The following is a 20,759-nucleotide window of genomic DNA, read 5'->3' on the forward strand; positions in this document are numbered from 1 at the left end:
TCACGCTCCGGGACAGTAGGCGACCGCGCCCGGCGGCGCCACGAGCCCGGCCCCGGCGGCGGTCCCGGACGGGCGCGCGGAGGCGACCTCGCCGACGGTGGCGGCCAGGTCGGCGACCGCCCCCACGACGACCACGGCGGGCGCGCGCACGCCGCGCTCGGCGGCGACGGCCGCGATGCGCTCCAGCGGTGCGGTGGTGGTGCGCTGGCGCGGTGACCAGCCGTCCTCCACGACGGCGACGGGCGTGGCGGGGTCCTTGCCGTGGGCGATCAGGCCCGCGGCGAGCTGCGGCAGCGTGGACACGCCCATGAGCACCACGAGGGTGCCCTCCAGCGCGGCCAGCGGCGCCAGCGCCCCGGGCTCGCCGACGTCGTGGCCGGTGACGACGGTGACGGAGCGGGCCAGGCCGCGGTGGGTGACGGGGATGCCGGCGGCGGCGGGCACCGCGAACGCGCTGGTGACGCCGGGCACCACCTCCACCTCCACGCCGGCCTCGCGGCAGGCCAGGACCTCCTCGCCGCCGCGGCCCAGGACGTAGCCGTCCCCGCCCTTCAGGCGCACCACGTGCCGGCCGGTGCGGGCGGCCTCCACGAGCAGGCGGTTGATCGCCTCCTGCGGCACGGGGTGGTGGTCGGGCGTCTTGCCGACGTCGACGACCTCGACGTCCTCGCCGAGCTCGGCCAGCACCGCGGTGGGCGCCAGGCGGTCGACGACGACGAGGTCGGCCTCGGCCAGGCGCCGGCGCCCGCGCAGGGTCAGCAGGTCCACCTCGCCCGGGCCGCCGCCGACGAGGGTGACGCGCCCGGGGCGCCCGGCGCGCCCGCCCCGCTCGCCGGGTCCGCCGCGCAGGGGGGCCGCGCCGCCCGCGCCGTCCAGCCAGCGGCCCAGGGCCTCCTTCAGCGCCCGCGCCCGCCGCGGGTCGCGCCCGGCGGAGACGGAGACGGTCACCGAGGCGGTGACGGTGCCGCCGGCGACCTCGCGGCGCACCACGGCCGGGGTCCAGGCGGCGGAGGCGGCGGCGTCGTCGGCGCGCACGCACCAGGTGCGCCGCTCCTCGGCGGCCGCGGCCAGCGCGTCGTCGGTGGCGCGGTCGCCGGTGGCGGTGTGCACCAGCCACGCGCCCTCCACGTCGCCGGCCAGCGCCTCGCGCTCGTGCCAGGTCAGCGCCGGCAGCAGGTCGCGCAGGTCCTCGCACACGGCGGGCGCCACGACGTGCACGTCGGCGCCGGCGGCGACCAGGTCGCCGGCGCGGCGGGCGGCGACGGGCCCGCCGCCGGCGACGAGGACGCGGCGGCCGGCCAGGTCCAGGTGCAGCGGGTAGCCCACCCGCCCGCCGCCGCTCACAGCTCCACGCTCACGCGGCCGTCGTCGCCGACCGAGCACGGGTGCACCGCGATGGGCGCCTGGCCGGTGGTGGACTCGCCCGTGGCGAGGTCGAAGGCGTTCAGGTGCAGCGGGCACACCACGACGCGCTCGTCGACCTGCCCGTCGGCCAGCGGGCCGCCGGCGTGCGGGCAGGCGGCCTGCACGGCGCTGACGCGCCCGCTGCGGTGCCGGAACAGCGCCACCTGCTCGCCGTCGACGACGTAGGTGCGGCCCTCCCCGACGGGCAGGTCGGCCACGGGGCACACGTCGTGGCGGGTGCGGGTCGTGGTCACCGGGGCACCTCCGCGGTGGTGGGGACGGCGTTCGAGTTCGCGTGGACGTCGGGGGCCAGGCCGCCGGGGGCGCCGGCGGGGCGGCGCGGCACCAGCGGCAGGTCCACCAGCGGCAGGGAGGGGCGGAACTGCCCGGGCGTGACGGGCTGCTCGCCCTCCTGCCAGGGGTCGCGGTAGTTGTCGACGGTGGCCTGCATGCGCTCGTCCAGCCCCTCCGCCATGCCGTCGCTGTCCTCGACGAGGACGGCGCGCACCCGCTCGATGCCCAACCGTGGCACGAACTCGTACGTGCGCTCCAGCCAGTTCCCCCACTCGCGGTAGAACTGGATGAACCGCCCGGTCAGGGTGAGCACCTCCGCGGGGGAGTCCACGGTGGCCAGCAGGTCCGCCTTGCGCACCGAGGCGCCGGCGGCGCCGCCGACGTGGACCTCCCACCTGCCGGAGCCGATCGCGACCACGCCGATGTCCTTGACGTAGGCCTCGGCGCAGTTGCGCGGGCAGCCGACCACGCCGAGCTTGAGCTTGGCGGGGGTCTCGATGCCCTGGAAGCGGGTCTCCATGTCGATGCCGAGCTTGGTGGAGTCGCCCAGGCCGAAGCGGCAGAAGTCGGTGCCCACGCAGGTCTTCACGGTGCGCACGCTCTTGCCGTAGGCGTAGCCGGAGGGCATCCCCAGGTCCTTCCACACCTTGGGCAGGTCCTCCTTCTTCACGCCCAGCAGGTCCAGGCGCTGCCCGCCGGTGACCTTGACCAGGCCGACGCGGTACTTGTCGGCCACGTCGGCGATCTTGCGCAGCTGCTCGGGGGTGGTGACCCCGCCCTTCATCTGCGGCACGACGGAGAAGGTGCCGTCGCGCTGGATGTTGGCGTGCACGCGGTCGTTGATGAAGCGGCCGTCGCGCTCCTCCTCGATGCCCTCGGGCCACATCATGCGCAGCAGCGAGGTCAGGCCCATCTTGGACTTGGCGTCCTCGGCCCCGCCGGGGGCCAGTTCGCGGAACACCGCCGAGACGGAGCGCAGGCCCCGCTCGCGGATCGCGGCCATGAGCTCCGGCTTGGCCATCGGCACGCCGGGCACGTACCAGTTCGCGGACTCGTCGACGGTGAGGTCCCCGCCGGCGGCCCACTCGGTGATCTGCTCCACGACGGACTTGCAGGAGCCGCAGCCCTTGGCGGCCCTCGTGCTGCCCATCACCGCGCCCAGCGACGTGGCCCCGTCCTGCACGGCCCGCACGATCGCGCCCTTGGTGACGCCGTTGCAGCTGCACACCTGCGCGTGGTCGTCGAGCTCGGCGACGCCCACCTCCTGCGCGGGGGTGCCCAGGTCGAACAGCAGCGACATCCGCTCCTGCGGCAGCGGCAGGTGCCGGTCGAACGCCTGCTGCAGGAACGCGGTCTTGCGCACGTCGCCCAGCAGGGTGGCGCCCACCAGGCGGTCGTCGCGGACGACGACGTTGAGGTAGACCCCGCGGTGCGGCTCGGAGAAGACCACGAACTCGTCGTCGTCGTCCTCCGGGCCCGGCAGGCCCATCTGCACGAGGTCGACGCCGGCCACCTTGAGCTTGGTGGCGGTGCGCGAGCCGTGGTACTGCGCGTCGGGGTCGGTGCCGGTGAGGTGGTCGGCCAGGACGGCGGCCTGCTCCCACAGCGGGGCGACCAGGCCGTAGGTCTGCCCGCGGTGCTGCACGCACTCGCCGACGGCGTAGACGTCGTCGCCGCCGCCCTCGACGCGCATCCGGTCGTCCACGACGATGCCGCGCTCGACGTCCAGGCCGGAGCGCAGGGCCACCTCGGTGTTGGGGCGGATCCCCGCGGCGACCACGACGAGGTCGGCGTCCAGGACGCGCCCGTCGGGCAGTTCCACGCCGGTGACGCGCTCGGTGCCGCGCACGCCCTTCGTGCGCACCCCGGTGTGCACCGCGATGCCCAGGCCCTCCACGACCCGGCGCAGCACCCGCCCGGCCTCCGGGCCCAGCTGCTGGTTCATCAGGTGCTTGGGGGAGTGCACGAGGTCGACGTGCAGGCCGTGGGTGGCCAGCCCGTGCGCGGCCTCCAGGCCCAGCAGCCCGCCGCCGATGACGACGGCGCGGCGGTGCTCGCGGGCGGCGGCCAGCAGCGCCCGGGTGTCGTCCAGGGTGCGGAACCCGAACACCCCCTCCAGCACCGAGCCGTCCTCGCGGCGCAGTCCCTCCATCGCGGGGAAGAACGGCGAGGAGCCGGTGGCGATGACGAGGACGTCGTACGGCGTGGTGCCGCCCTGCGCGTCGTGGACGACCTTGGCGAAGGTGTCCACGCGGGTGACGGCGACGCCGGCGCGCAGGTCGACGCCGTTCTCGGTGTACCAGGGCAGGGAGTTCAGGAAGATCGAGTCCTCCTCCTGCTCGCCGGTCAGCACGTGCGAGAGCATGATCCGGTTGTAGTTGCCGTACGGCTCGGCCCCGAAGACGGTGACGTCGAACTGCTCGGCGCCGCCGCGCTCGAGGACCTCCTCCACGGCGCGGGCCCCGGCCATGCCGTTGCCCACGACGACGAGGCGGCGCCTGGGCGCGCGCTGGTGCGGGACGCCGCCGGTGCGGGTGGTGGTCGCGGTCACGGGGATCAGACCTCCACCAGGCCGAAGTCGACGACGACGGTGCCGCTGACGCCCTCCGGCGCCGCGACGCGCAGCTCCAGCACGGCGGGCGCCTCGACGTCCTCCACGATGCGCAGCGGCACGTGCACCGACGAGCGTGCCCCCACGGGGAACCAGCGCATCGCCACCCCGTCGCGCAGCAGCACCACGCTGATGAGCTCGTCGGTGGAGTTGCCCGCGCGCAGGTAGACGGGCTGGGCGCGCACGCCGTCCGGCACGGTGCGCGAGGGCAGCCCCTCCACGGGGGTGGGCTTCTCCAGCCCCTCCCCGGTGAACGGGAAGGCGCCCTGCAGGAAGCGGGGGGTCGAGCTCACGGGGGTCCTCCTGGGGGTCCGGTCGGTGCGGTCCGGGTGGGGGTGCCGGGTGGCGTGTGGCGGTACCTGGCGGCGGTGTCAGGTGGCGGTGTCAGATGGCGGTGCCGGCGAAGCGGGTGGCGCGGCCGCGCACGTACACGGCGGCGGTGACGGCGGCGCACACGGCGTAGAAGCCGATGAAGCCGACCAGGGCGGGCACCAGCGAGCCGGTGCTCGTCATGGAGGTGGCGAACACGCGCGGGATGATGAACCCGCCGTAGGCGCCGACGCCGGCGGCGATGCCGATGCAGGCGGCGGCCTCCCGCTTGGCCAGGACCAGCCCGGCGCCGTCGCCGGGGGTCAGGCCGGCGCGGAAGACGGCCGGGATCATCCGGTAGATCGAGCCGTTGCCCATCCCGCTGGCGACGAACAGCACCAGGAAGCTGCCGAAGAACAGCGCGAAGCTGCCGGAGCGCAGCGCGGCGATCGCCCCCAGGGCGCCCAGCGCCATGACGGCGTAGGCGCCGATGCTGACGCTGGCGCCGGAGAGCCGGTCCGACAGGCGCCCGCCGTAGGGGCGGGCCATCGACCCGACGAGCGCGCCGGTGAAGGCCAGCGTCAGCGGCACCGTGGGCAGCCCGATGAAGCCCCAGTCGAAGCTGACCTGCGGGAACTCGTTCTTGATGAGGGTGGGGAAGACACCGGCGTAGCCGATGAACGAGCCGAAGGTGCCGATGTAGAGGAAGGAGATGACCCAGGTGTGCTTGTTGCGCACCGCGGCGGCGTAGCCGGCGAAGTCGGCCTTGGCGGCGGAGAGGTTGTCCATGGACCGCCACGCCAGCACCGCCGCCAGCACCGCCAGCGGGATGACGACCAGCCCGGCGCGCTCCAGCGCCAGCCCGCCGCCGATGACGACGACGATCGGGACCACCAGCTGCACGACGGCGACGCCGAGGTTGCCGCCGGCGGCGTTCAGGCCCAGGGCGGCGCCCTTCTCCCGCTCGGGGAAGAAGAAGGAGATGTTGGCCATGCTGCTGGCGAAGTTGCCGCCGCCGACGCCGGCGGTCGCGGCCACCAGCACCATGAGCCAGAACGGCGTGTCCGGGTTCTGCACGACGACCGCCAGGCCCGCGCACGGCACGATCAGCAGCAGCGCCGAGACGATCGTCCAGTTGCGCCCGCCGAAGCGCGGCACGGCGAAGGTGTACGGGAAGCGCAGGGTGGCGCCGACGAGGTTCGGGACCGCGATGAGCCAGAACATCTGGTCGGCGCTGAGGGAGAAGCCGGCGCTGTTCAGCGACGGGGTGACGATCGTCCACAGCTGCCAGACGGAGAAGCCGAGGAACTCCGCGAAGATCGACAGCCACAGGTTGCGCCGGGCGGCGGCGCGGCCCGTGCTCTCCCACTGCTCGCGGTCCTCGGGGTCGTAGTGGTCGACCCAGCGGCCCGGGCGCGGGCGGGGGACGGTGCCGAGCGCGGGGTCGCGCTCCTCGGTGACGGCCATCGGTCGACTCCTCGGTCGGTGCGGGCGGGGCACGGTCGGGAAGCGGTGCCGGCGCGCCGGGGCGCTGCCGTGACCGGAACGCTACGGCGGGCGTGTTACCGCGCCCGTTCCGTCGTGTTTCACCGACGACACGTTGTCCTCACCCCGGCCCGGCCCGGCTGTGAGGGGCGGCCGGGCCGGGCGGCGGCGGCGGGCCGGGCGGCCCGGCGGGCAGGGTCAGTAGACGTCGCGCAGGTAGCGCCTGTCCGCGGCCAGGCGGGCCACGTGCTCGGCGGCCTCCTGCTCGTCCATGCCGCCGTGCACCTCCGCGACACGCCGCAGCGCGGCGTCGACGTCGCGGGCCATGCGCGAGGCGTCCCCGCACACGTACAGCGAGGCCCCCTCCTGCAGCCAGGCCCACAGCTGCTCGCCGTGCTGGAGCATCCGGTCCTGCACGTAGACCTTCTCGTCCTGGTCGCGGGAGAAGGCCAGCGACAGGCGGGTGAGGAAGCCGTCGGCGCGCATCGCCTCCAGCTCCTCGCGGTAGTAGTAGTCGGTGGCCGAGCGCCGCTCGCCGAAGAAGAGCCAGTTGCGGCCGGTGTGCCCCAGCGCCCGCCGCTCGTGCAGGAACGCGCGGAACGGTGCCACGCCCGTGCCCGGCCCCACCATGACCACCGGCGCGTCCGGGTCGGCCGGCGGGCGGAAGTGCGCCGAGGGCTGCACGAACACCGGCACCGCCTCGCCCGCCGCGCAGCGGTCGGCCAGGTAGGACGAGCACAGCCCCGCGCGGGCGCGGCCGTCGAGCTCGTAGCGCACCACGCTCACCGTCAGCTGCACCTCGTGCGGGTCCACCAGCGGCGAGGAGGAGATCGAGTACTGCCGCGGCTGCAGCCGCCCCAGCACCGCCTGCCACTCCTCGCCGTCGGCACGGGCCGGGAAGCGGGCCAGCACGTCGGCCACGGTGCGCCCGCGCAGCCAGGAGCGCAGCTCCGCGGCGCGTTCGGCGGCCAGCAGCCCCGCCAGCTCTCCGCCGCGCGTGCGCGCGGCCAGCAGGCGCAGCAGCTCCGGCCTGGCCCGGCGCAGGTCCAGGTGCCGGCGGGCGGCCTCGCGCCAGCTCGTCTCCCCGGCGCCGTCCAGGCGCACCGTGCCGTCGGCGGGCAGCCCGCTCGCGGCCAGGAAGGCCCGCACCTCCTCCTCGTCGTTGACGGGCCACACCCCCAGGGAGTCCCCGGCGCGGTAGGTGACGCCCTCGGCGAGCGCGAAGCCGAAGCGGCGCACGTCCTTGCCCGAGCCCTCGCCGGTCAGGCGCTCGTTGCGCACCAGGGGCGCGGGCACCGGGGCGGCGCGGGTGCCGCGCTGCGCCGGGCGCGGCGAGGGCGGGCTGTCGCGCGCGGTGCGCGGGGCGGGCACCGCACCGGGCCCGCTCCCGGCCTCGCCGCCCGGTGCGCTCCCGCCGCCCGGTGCGGGCTCGCCGAGGCGCTCGAGCACCCGCTGGAACCAGGTGAGCGCCTTGTCGTCCTCGCCCGGTTCGCAGTCGGCGCGCTCGGCGATGCGGCTCGCCCCCAGCTCCGCCAGGCGCGCGTCGAGGCGGCGGCCGTGGCCGCAGAAGTCGTCGTAGCTGGAGTCGCCCATGGCCAGCACCGCGAAGCGCGTGGAGCCCAGCGCGGGCGCGTCGGGCGCGCTGAGCGCGGACCACAGCGCGGCGCCGTTGTCGGGGGCGTCGCCGTCGCCGAAGGTGCTGGTGACCACGAGGACGGTGCCCGCCGCGGCCAGGCCCGCCGGGTCGGCCCGCTCCATGCCGCGCAGGTCCACCTCGTACCCGTCGGCGCGCAGTCGCTCGGCGAAGCCGGCGGCGCGCTCCTCGGCGCCGCCGGTCTGCGAGCCCCACAGCACGGTCACCCGCCGGGCGCCTCCCCGGGCCGCTCCCGCCCGCTCCCCGGCGGGCGCCTCGGCGGTGCGGGAGAACAGCCCGGCCAGCAGCCCGTCCACCCAGGCGCGGGTGCGCGGCTCGAACGGCGCGGACGGCGGCAGCACGGGCACCCCGGTGCCGCCGGGCTGCCGGCGCCCCCACAGCAGGCCGTCGAGGTAGGTGCGCTGCAGCTCGTCCAGCGCCGGCGGCCCGGCCGGCTCCAGCAGCCCCGCCGCCGCGTCCGCGGAACCCGCGGGCACGGAACCGGCGGTGGACGCGGCGGGGCGCGGCCCCACCCGCGCCAGGCGCACGGCGGTGAACTTCAGCTCCGGCTGGAAGGACACCGCGTCCACCGCGTCGCTGGTGACGGCGTTGACGGCCAGGTCCTCGCCGTGGGTGTCGCTCCAGTGGAAGGGCGCGAAGCAGTTCCCCGGGCGCACCCGGTCGCTGGGGCGCGCCGGCAGCACGGCGCGCCCGCGCCGGGAGACCACCTCGACCAGGTCGCCCTCCGCGGCGCCCAGGGCGCGCGCGTCGTCCGGGTGCAGCTCCAGGAACGGGCCGGGGTCCAGCTTGTTGAGCTTGGCGACCTTGCCCGTCTTGGTGAGGGTGTGCCACTGGTGCTGCACCCGGCCGGTCGTCAGGACGAAGGGGTGCTCGTCGTCGGGCAGCTCGGCGGGGTCCACGTGCGGGCGGGCGTGGAACTGCGCGCGCCCGTTCGCGGTGGCGAAGCGGAACCCGTCGCCCTCGCGGTAGCGCACGGGGTTGCGCCGGCCCTCGTCGCCGGGCGGGCTGGGCCACTGCGCCGGGCCGCCGCGCAGCTTGGCGTAGTCGATGCCGCGCAGGTCGTAGCCCGTGGCGGGGTTGGCGAAGCGGCGCAGCTCCTCGAACACCTCCTCGGAGGAGGTGTGCGCGAACGCCTCGCCGTACCCCAGCTCGGCGGCGACCAGGGCGATGAGCCGCCAGTCCGGCAGCGCCTCGCCGGGCGCGTCCACGGCCTGCGGCAGCAGCGTCAGCGTGCGCTCGGAGTTGACGGTGACGTAGGTGGACTCCGCCCACAGCGCCGCCGGCAGCAGCACGTCGGCGTGCGCGGTGGTCTCGGTCTCGGCGAACGCGTCCTGGCACACGACCAGTTCCGCGGCCCGCAGGCCCTCCACCACGGTGCTGCGGTTGGCCACCGAGGCGACCGGGTTCGTGCAGATCACCCAGCAGGCCTTGACCTCCCCGGCCGCCATGCGCTCGAACATGTCGATCGTGCCGGAGCACGCGTCGGTGCGGATCGTGCCGCGCGGCACGCCCCAGGCGTCCTCGACGAAGGCGCGGTCCTCCTCGGCGAGGACCGAGCGCTGCCCGGGCAGGCCCGGGCCCATGTAGCCCATCTCGCGCCCGCCCATCGCGTTGGGCTGGCCGGTCAGGGAGAACGGCCCGCTGCCGCGCCGGCCGATGGCGCCGGTGGCCAGGTGCAGGTTGCACAGGGCGTTGGTGTTCCAGGTGCCGTGGGTGCTCTGGTTCAGCCCCATCGTCCAGCACGACATCCACTCCCCGGCCTCGCCGATCCAGCGGGCGGCGGTGCGCAGGTCCTCCTCGGCCAGGCCGGTGATCGCGCTGACCGCGGCGGGGGAGTAGTCGGCGAGCATCTCCACCACGGCCTCCCAGCCGTCGGTGCAGCTCTCGACGAACGCCTCGTCCACGTGCCCGGCCTCGACGATCAGGTGCAGCAGGCCGTTGAGCAGCGCCAGGTCGGTGCCGGGGCGGATCTGCAGGAACAGGTCGGCGCGCTCGGCGGTGGCGGTGCGGCGCGGGTCCACCACGATCAGCCTGGCGCCGGCCTTGAGCCGGTCGGCCATCCGCAGGAAGAGGACCGGGTGGCAGTCGGCCATGTTCGCGCCGGTGACGAGGAAGACGTCGGCGTGGTCGAAGTCGTCGTAGGAACCGGGCGGGCCGTCGGCGCCCAGGGACGTCTTGTAGCCGGTGCCGGCGCTGGCCATGCACAGCCGCGAGTTCGACTCCAGGTAGCGGGTGCGCAGGTACCCCTTGGCGAGCTTGGTCGCCAGGTACTGCGCCTCCAGCGACATCTGGCCGGAGACGTACAGGGCGACCGCGTCGGGGCCGTGCTCCTCGACGATCGCGCGCAGGCGCCGGGCGACCAGCGCCACCGCCTCGCGCACGCCGGTGGGGACCGGCGGCGCGCCCCGGGCCGGGCGCACGTGCGCGTGCTCCAGGCGGCCGCGCGCCAGCAGGAACTCCGCGCTCGTGGCGCCCTTGGTGCACAGCCGCCCGGCGTTGGCCGGGTGCTCGCGGTCGCCGCTGACGCCCCGGACCACCCGCCGGCCGGTGGCCGCGTCGGTGCCGACCCGCAGCACGATCCCGCAGCCCACCCCGCAGTACGAGCAGGAGGTCCGCACGGTCCCGGCGGCGGGCTCCACCGCGGGTCCTGCCACGGCCGCGGCCGCGGCCGCGGCCGCGGTCGTGGTCGCGGGGCGGGTCGCGGGCTCGACGGGGGAGGCGTCGGCGGTGGTCTCGGGCGCCATGGGCCCAGGACAGCGGAGGAGTGTTTCGCGGCGGTTTCGCGCCCGTCACGCCGGCGGTGCGGTGCCCTCACAGCTCCGCGCCGCGCCCGAGAGGCGCCCCGGGCGGCCGGCAGGGCGGCCGCGGGGGCGCCCGCGGCGGCTCCGCCCGTGCGCGGCGGGGCCCGCCGGCAGGCCGGGGGCGGGGCGCTGCGCCGGTAGGCTGGGAGTGCCTGTCCCGCCCGAGAGCGCCAGGCCACCACCGACCCGCCGGCCGCCCGGCCGCGGGCCCGCACGCCCGGCGCCGCGCGCCGGGGCGAGGAGAGGCACCGATGGACAAGCTCACCCTGCTGCAGGTCAGCCACCGCTACGACGTGGACGTGGCCACCCTGCACCAGCTCGTCGGCCGCCGGCTGCTGCCGGAGCCGACGTGGACCGACGGCCGCCTGGGCTGGCGGCCCGAGGAGGTCAGCGCCTCGCTGCGCGGGCTGGGCCTGACCCGCCGCTGACCCGCCGCTGACGCCCGGCCGGTCCCCGGCGCGGGGAGGGCCCCGGTGCACCCGCACCGGGGCCCTCCTCGCTGCCCGGCCCGCGCCGGGCGCCCCCTCAGCCCTCGCGCAGGTCCAGCCAGGCGACCTGCGCCTCGTCCAGCTCCACGCCCAGCCCGGCCGTGGAGGAGCGCAGCTCGGCGACGCTGCGCGGGCCGACCAGCGCGAACGTCGGGAACGGCTGGGCCAGCACGTACGCCAGCGCCACCGCCGTGGCCGGCACCCCCAGCTCCGCGCCGAGCTTCTCCGCACGGCGCTTGCGCTCGAAGTTCGCCTCGCTGTGGTAGCAGCGCACCAGCTCCGCGTCGGAGCGGTCGGCCGGGTCGGCGCGGGCGAAGAACCCCCGCGCCTGCGAGCTCCACGGCAGCAGCGGCACCTGCCGCTCGACCAGCCAGCGCTTGGAGGCGGCGTCGGTGACGTGCTGGCAGCCCGCCCACGGCACGTCGAGCGCCTCGGCCAGGCCGAAGTGGTTGCTCAGCACCGACAGGCCCCGCTTGCCGTGCGCGGCGGCCCAGGCGTTCGCCTCGTCGAAGCGCTCCCTCGTCCAGTTCGAGACGCCGAACACCCCGATCCGCCCGGCGTCGGCGTGCTCGTTGAGGACGTCGACGAACTCGCCGACCGGGACGTCGGGGTTGTCGCGGTGCAGCAGGTAGACGTCGGCCTTCTCGCTCTGCTGGTTCTCCAGCGACTCCAGCAGCTGCCACGTCATGCCCTGCGGGGTGCACTCGGGCGTGTGCCCGCCCTTGACGAGCACGACGGCCTCGCGGTGCAGGCCGCGGTTGGTCAGCCACTGCCCCAGCAGCTTCTCGAAGCGGCCCTGCCCGTACCACCAGGAGGTGTCGAACGTGGTGCCGCCCAGCTCCCAGAACGCGTCGAACAGCGCCGAGGCGTGCGCGAGGTCGGGCTGGTTGTCCACCCCGACGACGACGCGCGAGAGGGGCTTGTCCAGGCCCTCGATGCGCCCGTAGCGCATGGGGTTCGGGTCGGCCACGCGCAGCGGCAGCCCCGAGACGGTGGGGACGTCGGCGGTGTCGCGCTCGAACGGGTAGCGCACCCCGACGGCGGCGCGCCAGCGGTCCAGCGCGACGGCGGTGGCCAGGCTGTCCTCCAGGCCGTGCTCGGCCGCCCCGGCGGAGACGTCCTCGCCGGCCGCGGCCCGCTGCGCCAGGTGCGCCAGCGCGGCCGCCTCGGCGGCGTAGGGCAGGTGCTCGTCGGCGCCGGGGTCGAAGGCCAGCACCCGCTCGGGCTCGCCGACGCGGCGCACGACGAGCTCGGTGCGCCCGCCGATCGCCCACGGGTCGGCCAGGTGGATCGAGCCGGCCGAGCCGTGCACGGCCACCGCCGGCGGTTCGGCCAGCCGCACGCCGGTGCGCACGGTGGCGGTGACCCCGCCCTCGAACTCCAACGCGGCCACGGCCCACTCGTCCACGCCCGTGGCGCCCACGGTGCCCGAGCCGCGCAGCCCGGCCAGCACCGCCGGGCGGCCCAGCGCCGCGCCCGCCACGGCCCGCGCCATCGTCACGGGGTAGCCACCGACGTCGAGGATGCCGCCGCCGGCCAGGTCGGCGTCGAACAGCCGGCCGGTGGGGGAGCCCGCGGCGAAGGAGAAGCTGGCGTCCACGTGCAGCACGCGCCCGACCTCGCCGGAGCGCACCAGGTCCAGCAGCGCGCGCTGCTGCGGGTGGAAGGCGTACATGTACGCCTCCACGAGCACCCGGCCGCTGGTGCGGGCGGCGTCGACCACGGCCATGGCGCTGCCGTGGTTGGGCGCCAGCGGCTTCTCGCACAGCACGTGCTTGCCCGCGCGCAGCGCGGCGATCGCCAGTGGCGCGTGGGTGGTGTGCACGGTGGCGACGTAGACGGCGTCGACGTCGGGGTCGGCGAGGACCTCGGCGTGGGTGCCGGTGCGCGCGCCGGGGGCGTGCTCGTCGGCGAAGGCGCGGGCGCGCGCGGCGTCCGAGCTGCCGACGGCGGTGATCGCGCCGGCGCCGGAGGCCGGCAGCTGGGAGGCGAACCGGCGGGCGATGGAACCGGGGCCGAGCACGGCCCAGCGCAGGGGGGCGGGCGACGCCACGGGGCGCTCCTTCGCGTGGTGGGGTGTCGCCGTGAGCGCACACGGCGTGCGCCGAGCCTAGGCACGGCCCACCCCGGGGTCAACGGCCCCGCCGCCGGGCGGCCTCCGCGCCGTCCGGGCGGCGCGCGGGCGGGACCTAGACTCCTCGCGTGAGCCTGCACACCCCCTCGAACGAGCCGGCGGCGCAGCCGGGCGGCACCACCCCCGGCGCGGGCCCCGCCGCCGGCGGCCCCCGGGTGGCCCCGGGCGTCGACATCAAGCCCCGCAGCCGCCAGGTGACCGACGGCCTCCAGGCGACCGCCTCGCGCGGCATGCTCCGCGCGGTCGGCATGGGCGACGACGACTGGGTCAAGCCCCAGATCGGCGTCGCCTCGAGCTGGAACGAGATCACCCCCTGCAACCTGCCGCTGGACCGCCTCGCCAAGGCCGTCAAGGACGGCGTGCACGCCGCCCGCGGCTACCCGCTGGAGTTCGGCACGATCTCCGTCTCCGACGGCATCTCCATGGGCCACCAGGGCATGCACTACTCCCTGGTCAGCCGCGAGGTGATCGCGGACTCCGTCGAGACCGTCATGAGCGCCGAGCGCCTGGACGGCTCGGTGCTGCTGGCCGGCTGCGACAAGTCGCTGCCGGGCATGCTCATGGCCGCCGCCCGCCTGGACCTGGCCAGCGTCTTCCTCTACGCGGGCACGATCCTGCCGGGGCGGGCCAAGCTGTCCGACGGCAGCGAGCACGAGGTCACCCTCATCGACGCCTTCGAGGCCGTCGGCGCCTGCGCGCGCGGGCTGATGTCCCGCGAGGACGTCGACGTCATCGAGCGGGCCATCTGCCCCGGCGAGGGCGCCTGCGGCGGCATGTACACCGCGAACACCATGGCCGCCGCGGCCGAGGCGCTGGGCATGTCGCTGCCGGGCAGCGCGGCCCCGCCGGCCACCGACCGCCGCCGCGACGGCTTCGCCCGCCGCTCCGGCGAGGCCGTGGTGAACCTGCTGGCGCAGGGCATCACCGCCCGGCAGATCCTCACCAAGGAGGCGTTCGAGAACGCCATCGCCGTGGTCATGGCGCTGGGCGGTTCCACCAACGCGGTGCTGCACCTGCTGGCCATCGCCTACGAGGCCGAGGTGGACCTGACCCTGGCCGACTTCGACCGCATCGCCGGCAAGGTGCCCCACCTGGGCGACCTCAAGCCGTTCGGCCGGCACGTCATGGTCGACGTGGACCGCATCGGCGGCATCCCGGTCGTCATGCGCGCCCTGCTGGACGCCGGCCTGCTGCACGGCGACACCCTGACGGTCACGGGCAGGACGATGGCCGAGAACCTCGCCGCCATCGCCCCGCCGGACGTCGACGGCGTCGTGCTGCGCGCGCTGGACGACCCCATCCACCGCACCGGCGGCATCACGGTCCTCTCGGGCAACCTCGCCCCCGGCGGGGCGGTCGTCAAGAGCGCCGGCTTCGACTCGGAGGTCTTCGAGGGCACCGCCCGCGTCTTCGAGCGCGAGCAGGCCGCGCTGGACGCGCTGGAGGACGGCACCATCGGCGCCGGCGACGTCGTCGTCATCCGCTACGAGGGCCCCAAGGGCGGGCCGGGGATGCGCGAGATGCTCGCGATCACCGGTGCGATCAAGGGCGCCGGGCTGGGCAAGGACGTGCTGCTGCTGACCGACGGGCGCTTCTCGGGCGGCACCACCGGCCTGTGCGTGGGGCACATCGCCCCCGAGGCCGTCGACGGCGGCCCCGTCGCGTTCGTGCGCGACGGCGACCGCATCCGCCTGGACGTGGCGGGCAAGACGCTGGAGGTGCTCGTGGACGACGCCGAGCTCGAGGCGCGCCGCGAGGGCTGGGCCCCGCTGCCCCCGGTGTTCACCCGCGGCGTGCTGGCCAAGTACGCCAAGCAGGTCCAGTCGGCCTCCACGGGCGCCGTCTGCCTCTGAGGCACCGGGCCGCGAGGGGCGTCCTGTCCACCTGCTGGACCTTCTGTCCAGCATGTGAGACAGGACACCCCCTCGGCTGACAGCGCCCGCGGGGGCGACTACCGTGCTGCGCATGCGGTTCCTCGTAGCCATCGGACAGCGCGCCCGCTGAGGTCGACGACGATCGACCCGCCGAGCGCGCGACCCCTCGCCCCAGCGGCGCAGGGGTCTTTTCGCGTCCGGCGCACCGAGCGGCCGGTCGCGTCCGACGACCGCAGGACCCGAACCGCACCGCCCGAGGAGGACTCCGAGATGGCCCACGAGCCGATCAGCACCCCGCCGATCAGCACCCCGCCGGCCCGCGAGCAGGGCCCGAGCGGCCTGCCGCTGGACCCCACGCTCCCCGTCGCGTCGCTCACCGGCGCGCAGAGCCTGGTCCGCTCCCTCGAGGCGGTAGGGGTCGAGGTCGTCTTCGGCATCCCCGGCGGCGCGATCCTGCCCGCCTACGACCCGCTGATGGACTCCCCGCACGTGCGGCACATCCTCGTGCGCCACGAGCAGGGCGCCGGCCACGCCGCCGAGGGCTACGCGGTGGCCACCGGCAAGGTCGGCGTGTGCATGGCCACCTCCGGCCCCGGCGCGACGAACCTCGTCACGCCCATCGCCGACGCGAACATGGACTCCGTGCCCCTGGTCGCGATCACCGGCCAGGTCGGCGCCGCCGCGATCGGCACCGACGCCTTCCAGGAGGCGGACATCGCGGGGATCACCACCCCGATCACCAAGCACAACTACCTGGTGACCGACCCCGCCGACATCCCGCGCACCGTCGCCGAGGCGTTCCACCTGGCCTCCACCGGCCGCCCCGGCCCCGTGCTCGTCGACGTGGCCAAGTCCGCGCTGCAGGCGCGCACCTCCTTCGAGTGGCCCGCCTCCGTGGACCTGCCCGGCTACCGCCCCGTGACGCGCCCGCACGGCAAGCAGGTCAAGGAGGCCGCGCGCCTCATCGCCGCCGCCGAGCGCCCCGTGCTCTACGTGGGCGGCGGCGTGGTGAAGGCCGACGCCGCCCCCGAGCTGCGCGCCCTGGCCGACCTGACCGGCATCCCGGCCGTCACCACGCTCATGGCCCGCGGCGCGCTGCCCGACTCGCACCCCTCGAACCTGGGCATGCCCGGCATGCACGGCACCGTCGCCGCCGTGGCGGCCCTGCAGAAGTCCGACCTGCTCATCACGCTCGGCGCGCGCTTCGACGACCGCGTCACCGGCCAGCTGTCCACCTTCGCGCAGGGCGCCAAGGTCATCCACGCCGACATCGACCCGGCCGAGATCGGCAAGAACCGCGCCGTGGACGTGCCGATCGTGGGCGACGCCAAGCTCGTGCTCGCCGAGCTGGCCTCCGCCGTCGCCGCCGAGTTCGAGGCGAACGGGCGCACCGACATCGGCCCCTGGGTCGAGCAGACCGACGCCTGGCGCCGCACGTACCCGCTGGGCTACGACGACCCCGACGACGGCACCCTGGCGCCCCAGCACGTCATCGCGCGCATCGGCGCCATCGCCGGGCCCGAGGCCGTCTACGTCTCCGGCGTCGGCCAGCACCAGATGTGGTCCGCGCAGTTCGTGAAGTACGAGAACCCGCGCACCTGGCTGAACTCCGGGGGCCTGGGCACCATGGGCTACGCGGTGCCGGCGGCCATGGGCGCCAAGGTCGGCCGCCCCGACGCGGTGGTGTGGGCGATCGACGGCGACGGCTGCTTCCAGATGACCAACCAGGAGCTGGCCACCTGCACCCTCAACGGCATCCCGGTGAAGGTCGCCATCATCAACAACTCCAGCCTGGGCATGGTGCGCCAGTGGCAGACGCTCTTCTACTCGGAGCGCTACTCCAACACCGACCTGCACTCCGGCGACCACCACACCGCGCACTCCGTGCCGATCCCGGACTTCGTCAAGCTCGCCGAGGCCTACGGCTGCGTGGGCCTGCGCTGCGAACGCCCCGAGGACGTCGACGCCACGATCGAGAAGGCGATGGCGATCAACGACGTGCCCGTGGTGATCGACTTCCGCGTGCACCGCGACGCCATGGTGTGGCCGATGGTCGAGGCCGGCGTGAGCAACGACGCCATCCAGTACGCGCGCGGCCTGTCCCCGGAGTGGGACCGCGAGGCCGACAGCGACGGCGTGTCCACCGACGACCCCTCGCACGTGCAGGTGATCTCCTGATGAGCCGCCACACCCTCTCCGTCCTGGTCGAGAACCGGCCGGGCGTCCTGATGCGCATCACCTCGCTGTTCGCGCGCAGGAACTTCAACATCCACTCCCTGACGGTCGGACCGACCGAGCGCAGCGAGATCTCCCGGATGACCATCGTCGTCGACGTGGAGTCGCAGCCCCTGGAGCAGGTGACCAAGCAGCTCAACAAGCTGGTCAACGTGTTGAAGATCGTCGAGCTCGAGGACGACGCCTCGGTCCAGCGCGAGCTGCTGCTCGTGAAGGTCCGCGCCGACGCCTCCGTCCGCGGCGAGGTCGTCGACACCGTGGCGCTCTTCCGCGCCCACGTCGTCGACGTCTCCCCGGACGCGGTCACCGTCGAGGCCACCGGCGGCCCCGACAAGCTGGCCGCGCTGCTGCGGGTCCTGGAGCCCTTCGGCATCCGCGAGCTCGTCCAGTCCGGTTCCGTCGCGCTGGCGCGCGGCGGCCGGGCCATCTCCGACCGCGCCCTGCGCTCGGCCTGAGCCGGCGCGCGAGCGCCACCCCCGCACCCGACCCAAACGACCGAGGAGACGCCCCCGTGGCCGAGATGTTCTACGACGACGACGCCGACCTGTCCAAGATCACCGACAAGAAGGTGGCGGTCCTGGGCTTCGGCAGCCAGGGCCACGCGCACGCGCTCTCGCTGCGCGACTCCGGCGTGGACGTCGTCGTCGGCCTGAAGGAGGGCTCGAAGAGCCGCGCCAAGGCCGAGGAGCAGGGCCTGCGGGTCCTCACCCCCTCCGAGGCCGCCAAGGCCGCCGACGTGATCATGGTGCTGGTCCCGGACCACCTGCAGCGCGGCCTGTACGCGGAGTCCATCGAGCCGAACCTCACCGCCGGCAAGGCGCTGTTCTTCAGCCACGGCTTCAACATCCGCTTCGGCTACATCAAGCCCCCCGCCGACGTCGACGTCGTCATGGTCGCCCCCAAGGGCCCCGGCCACCTGGTGCGCCGCGAGTACGTCGACGGCCGCGGCGTGCCCGTCATCGTCGCGGTGGAGCAGGACGCCACCGGCGGCGCGTGGGACCTGGCCCTGGCCTACGCCAAGGCGATCGGCGGCCTGCGCGCCGGCGGCATCAAGACCACCTTCACCGAGGAGACCGAGACCGACCTGTTCGGCGAGCAGGCCGTCCTGTGCGGCGGCGCCTCGGCGCTGGTGCAGACCGGTTTCGAGGTCCTCACCGAGGCCGGCTACCAGCCGGAGGTCGCCTACTTCGAGTGCCTGCACGAGCTCAAGCTCATCGTCGACCTCATGTACGAGGGCGGCATCGCCAAGCAGCGCTGGAGCGTGTCGGACACCGCCGAGTGGGGCGACTACGTCTCCGGCCCGCGCGTCATCGACGCCTCCGTCAAGGAGCGCATGCGCGAGGTCCTCAAGGACATCCAGGACGGCACCTTCGCCCAGCGCTTCATCGAGGACCAGGACGCCGGCGCGCCGGAGTTCAAGCGCCTGCGCGAGCAGGCCGAGCAGCACCCCATCGAGAAGACCGGCCGCGAGCTGCGCAAGCTCATGGCCTGGGTGAAGTCCGACGACTCCGACTACGTCGAGGGCTCCGCCGCCCGCTGACGCCAGCCGCCCGCTGAGTCCGCCCGCAGCACGAGGGCCCCGCACCGTCGCCGGTGCGGGGCCCTCGCGCGTCCCGGACGCGCGCCGGCGGGTCCTCAGGGCCAGGGCGTGAAGTCCAGCTCCTGGAACTCGCGCACCTCGGTGGCCCAGCGCCGGGCGACGAAGGCGGCGTGGTCGGGGTGCGCGTCGTAGGCGCGGTAGGCGTCCTCGTCGGCGAAGCGCATCGAGAAGCGGAAGCGGTAGCCGCTCTTCGCGCTGACCTGCCGGCTGACGGTGAAGCCCTGCACGCCGGGCACGGCGCTGAGCACCTCCCGCGCCCCGGTGAGGAAGGTGCGCTCGGCCTCCGAGCCCTCCGGGTGGACCAGGGTGAAGCAGACGGTGTGCTCGATCACGTCGTCCCCGTTCGTGCGGTGCGTGCTCCCGTGGAGCGGCGCGGTCGCCGCCCGGGCGCGATCGTGCCAGCCGCGCCCCGGGCCGGCCGGGCCGGGTCTGCCGGGCGGGTCGTCCGGGGCGGGTCAGCCGCGGGCGCGGAACTCCGCCGCCACGCGGCCGGCGTCCGCCCCGGCGCGCAGCAGCGCCGCCAGCAGCACGCGCGCCTGCCCGGCGCGCAGCCGCCCGGTGCCCACCGCGCCGGCCGCGGCGAGGTCGTGCCCGCCGCCGCCACCGCCGTACGTGGCCGCCACCGGCCCCTCGGGCACCCGGGTGGTCACCACGACCGCCGTGCCCGCGCGCGCCGCGCGGCCCACCGCCTCCACGACGGCGGGCGCGGTGTTGCCCGAGCCCAGCGCCTGCAGCACCACCCCGCGCGCCCCGGCCGCCACCGCCGCGTCCACGAGCGCCCCGTCGGCGCCCGGGTGCACGGCCACGACGTCTACCCGCGGCCACGCCGCCCCCGCCGGCCAGGGCAGCACCGCACCGCGCGGCAGCGCCGGCTCGGGGGCCGCGAACGCGTCCAGCGCCGTGGTGTGCCGCTTCGTCGTGCCCGCCGCGGGCAGCACGCGCCCGCCGAACGCCACGAGCACCCCGCGCCCGCGGGCCCGCCCGTCCGCGGCGGTGCGCAGCGCGGCCAGCACGTTCGCCGGGGCGTCGCCCGCCGGGTCGTCGGCGGTGCGCTGCGAGCCGGTGAGCACCACGGGCCGCTCGTCGCCGTGGTGCAGGTCCAGCAGGAACGCGGTCTCCTCCATCGAGTCGGTGCCGTGCAGCACGACCACCCCGTGCACGGCGGGGTCCCGCAGCGCCGCGGCGCACGCCTCGCGCACGGCGCCCGCCTGCTCCAGCGTCAGCGTCGAGGAGTCCGCGTTCAGCACCTCCGCGGTGCGCACCCGCACGCCCGCCAGCGCGTCGGCGCCCCCCAGGACGCCCGCGCCCGAGCGGGAGGGGGTGCTCACGCCGCGCTCGTCGCGGGTGCTGGCGATCGTGCCGCCGGTGGTGAGGACCGCGACCAGCGGGGCCGCGCCGGGATCAGCCACCGCGCACCGCGCGGGTGCCGGGGGAGGGGAGGGGGGCGAGCACGGCCAGCGAGGCTACCGCCCGCCCCGGGCGCCCCGACCGGGTGCGTCCGCCGCGCGCGCGGCCGGTGCGGGGAGCGCGTGCGGGACCGGGTGCGGGGACCGCGTGCGCGCCCCCTCCCGGGGTGGCAGGCTCACCGCCATGAGCAACCTCAGCGACGACGACATCACCACCACCCCCCTCGGCGCCGGTGGCGGCGGCGACGCCGACTCCGGCGACAGCGACGCCACGCAGGTCGACCCCGCCGGCTCGGACCCGGCCGGCACCGACCCCGCCGGCGGCGAGGGCGGCGACGCCGACTCCGGCGACAGCGACTCCACCCAGGTGGACCCCGCGGGCTCGGACCCGGCCGGGTCGGACCCCGCCGGGAGCTGACGTGACGCTGGCCCCCACCCGTCCCGGCGCCGCCCCCCTCGCGGGG

The 20,759-nt window shown here is 75.8% G+C and carries 15 protein-coding genes; 6 read left to right on the plus strand and 9 right to left on the minus strand.

The features are described from left to right. The 6 genes from cobA to ACRYR7_RS03515 form a co-directional block, all read right to left on the minus strand. Positions 1–1,344 (minus strand): uroporphyrinogen-III C-methyltransferase, encoded by a 1,344-nt coding sequence (gene cobA / locus ACRYR7_RS03490; RefSeq protein WP_432570671.1) that lies wholly within the window; start codon positions 1,342–1,344, stop codon positions 1–3. After that, complete coding sequence (locus ACRYR7_RS03495) at positions 1,341–1,658, minus strand: Rieske (2Fe-2S) protein (RefSeq protein WP_432570672.1); 318 nt, start codon at positions 1,656–1,658, stop codon at positions 1,341–1,343. Before ACRYR7_RS03495 ends, cobA begins: the two co-directional genes overlap by 4 nt. After that, entirely contained in the window at positions 1,655–4,249 is a 2,595-nt protein-coding gene (nirB, locus tag ACRYR7_RS03500; protein WP_432570673.1) for a nitrite reductase large subunit NirB, read from the minus strand. The genes ACRYR7_RS03495 and nirB overlap by 4 nt, the downstream gene beginning before the upstream one ends. 5 nt (positions 4,250–4,254) lie before the next feature. Next, positions 4,255–4,602, minus strand: a complete 348-nt coding sequence (locus ACRYR7_RS03505; RefSeq protein ID WP_432570674.1) for a molybdopterin oxidoreductase — start codon at positions 4,600–4,602, stop codon at positions 4,255–4,257. 91 nt (positions 4,603–4,693) lie between these two features. Then, on the minus strand, positions 4,694–6,085 hold the full coding sequence (locus tag ACRYR7_RS03510) for an MFS transporter (protein ID WP_432570675.1): 1,392 nt from the start codon (positions 6,083–6,085) through the stop codon (positions 4,694–4,696). A gap of 216 nt (positions 6,086–6,301) precedes the next feature. Next, positions 6,302–10,501: a molybdopterin-dependent oxidoreductase gene (locus ACRYR7_RS03515; RefSeq protein ID WP_432570676.1), complete on the minus strand. Its 4,200-nt coding sequence runs from the start codon at positions 10,499–10,501 to the stop codon at positions 6,302–6,304. A gap of 308 nt (positions 10,502–10,809) precedes the next feature. Between ACRYR7_RS03515 and ACRYR7_RS03520 the strand changes: the two genes are divergently transcribed. Continuing rightward, positions 10,810–10,986 carry a hypothetical protein gene (locus ACRYR7_RS03520; protein ID WP_432570677.1) on the plus strand — a complete coding sequence of 59 codons (177 nt, stop codon included), beginning with the start codon at positions 10,810–10,812 and terminating at the stop codon, positions 10,984–10,986. 97 nt (positions 10,987–11,083) lie between these two features. Here ACRYR7_RS03520 and ACRYR7_RS03525 read toward each other — a convergent pair whose 3' ends face one another. Further along, on the minus strand, positions 11,084–13,099 hold the full coding sequence (locus ACRYR7_RS03525) for an aldo/keto reductase (protein WP_432570678.1): 2,016 nt from the start codon (positions 13,097–13,099) through the stop codon (positions 11,084–11,086). A 236-nt stretch (positions 13,100–13,335) separates the two neighbouring features. Between ACRYR7_RS03525 and ilvD the strand changes: the two genes are divergently transcribed. From ilvD to ilvC, 4 genes are all read left to right on the plus strand, one after another. After that, a complete protein-coding gene (gene ilvD, locus ACRYR7_RS03530; protein ID WP_432570686.1) occupies positions 13,336–15,033 on the plus strand; it encodes a dihydroxy-acid dehydratase in 1,698 nt (565 codons plus the stop codon). 291 nt (positions 15,034–15,324) lie between these two features. Continuing rightward, complete coding sequence (locus ACRYR7_RS03535; RefSeq protein WP_432570679.1) at positions 15,325–17,232, plus strand: acetolactate synthase large subunit; 1,908 nt, start codon at positions 15,325–15,327, stop codon at positions 17,230–17,232. Beyond that, positions 17,232–17,744 (plus strand): acetolactate synthase small subunit, encoded by a 513-nt coding sequence (ilvN, locus tag ACRYR7_RS03540; protein WP_166611706.1) that lies wholly within the window; start codon positions 17,232–17,234, stop codon positions 17,742–17,744. Before ACRYR7_RS03535 ends, ilvN begins: the two co-directional genes overlap by 1 nt. A 56-nt stretch (positions 17,745–17,800) precedes the next feature. After that, positions 17,801–18,829 (plus strand): ketol-acid reductoisomerase, encoded by a 1,029-nt coding sequence (gene ilvC, locus ACRYR7_RS03545; RefSeq protein ID WP_432570680.1) that lies wholly within the window; start codon positions 17,801–17,803, stop codon positions 18,827–18,829. A gap of 95 nt (positions 18,830–18,924) precedes the next feature. On the opposite strand, the gene ACRYR7_RS03550 is transcribed toward ilvC, so the two are convergent. Together ACRYR7_RS03550 and ACRYR7_RS03555 are read right to left on the minus strand one after the other, a co-directional pair. After that, a complete protein-coding gene (locus ACRYR7_RS03550; protein ID WP_432570681.1) occupies positions 18,925–19,221 on the minus strand; it encodes a Dabb family protein in 297 nt (98 codons plus the stop codon). A 123-nt stretch (positions 19,222–19,344) separates the two neighbouring features. Beyond that, positions 19,345–20,298: an asparaginase domain-containing protein gene (locus tag ACRYR7_RS03555; protein ID WP_432570682.1), complete on the minus strand. Its 954-nt coding sequence runs from the start codon at positions 20,296–20,298 to the stop codon at positions 19,345–19,347. 181 nt (positions 20,299–20,479) lie between these two features. Here ACRYR7_RS03555 and ACRYR7_RS03560 point away from each other — a divergent pair, with 181 nt between their 5' ends. Continuing rightward, positions 20,480–20,713 (plus strand): hypothetical protein, encoded by a 234-nt coding sequence (locus ACRYR7_RS03560; RefSeq protein WP_432570683.1) that lies wholly within the window; start codon positions 20,480–20,482, stop codon positions 20,711–20,713. Positions 20,714–20,759 lie beyond the last annotated feature (46 nt).

Source organism: Kineococcus gurbantunggutensis (assembly GCF_050871925.1).
GTDB lineage: Bacteria > Actinomycetota > Actinomycetes > Actinomycetales > Kineococcaceae > Kineococcus.

Coding starts and splice junctions, on each gene's coding strand:
- ACRYR7_RS03510 (WP_432570675.1), bottom strand. CDS start 6,085: ATGGCCGTCACCGAGGAGCGCGACCCCGCGCTCGGCACCGTCCCCCGC.
- ACRYR7_RS03515 (WP_432570676.1), bottom strand. CDS start 10,501: ATGGCGCCCGAGACCACCGCCGACGCCTCCCCCGTCGAGCCCGCGACC.
- ACRYR7_RS03520 (WP_432570677.1), top strand. CDS start 10,810: ATGGACAAGCTCACCCTGCTGCAGGTCAGCCACCGCTACGACGTGGAC.
- ACRYR7_RS03535 (WP_432570679.1), top strand. CDS start 15,325: ATGGCCCACGAGCCGATCAGCACCCCGCCGATCAGCACCCCGCCGGCC.
- ilvN (WP_166611706.1), top strand. CDS start 17,232: ATGAGCCGCCACACCCTCTCCGTCCTGGTCGAGAACCGGCCGGGCGTC.
- ACRYR7_RS03560 (WP_432570683.1), top strand. CDS start 20,480: ATGAGCAACCTCAGCGACGACGACATCACCACCACCCCCCTCGGCGCC.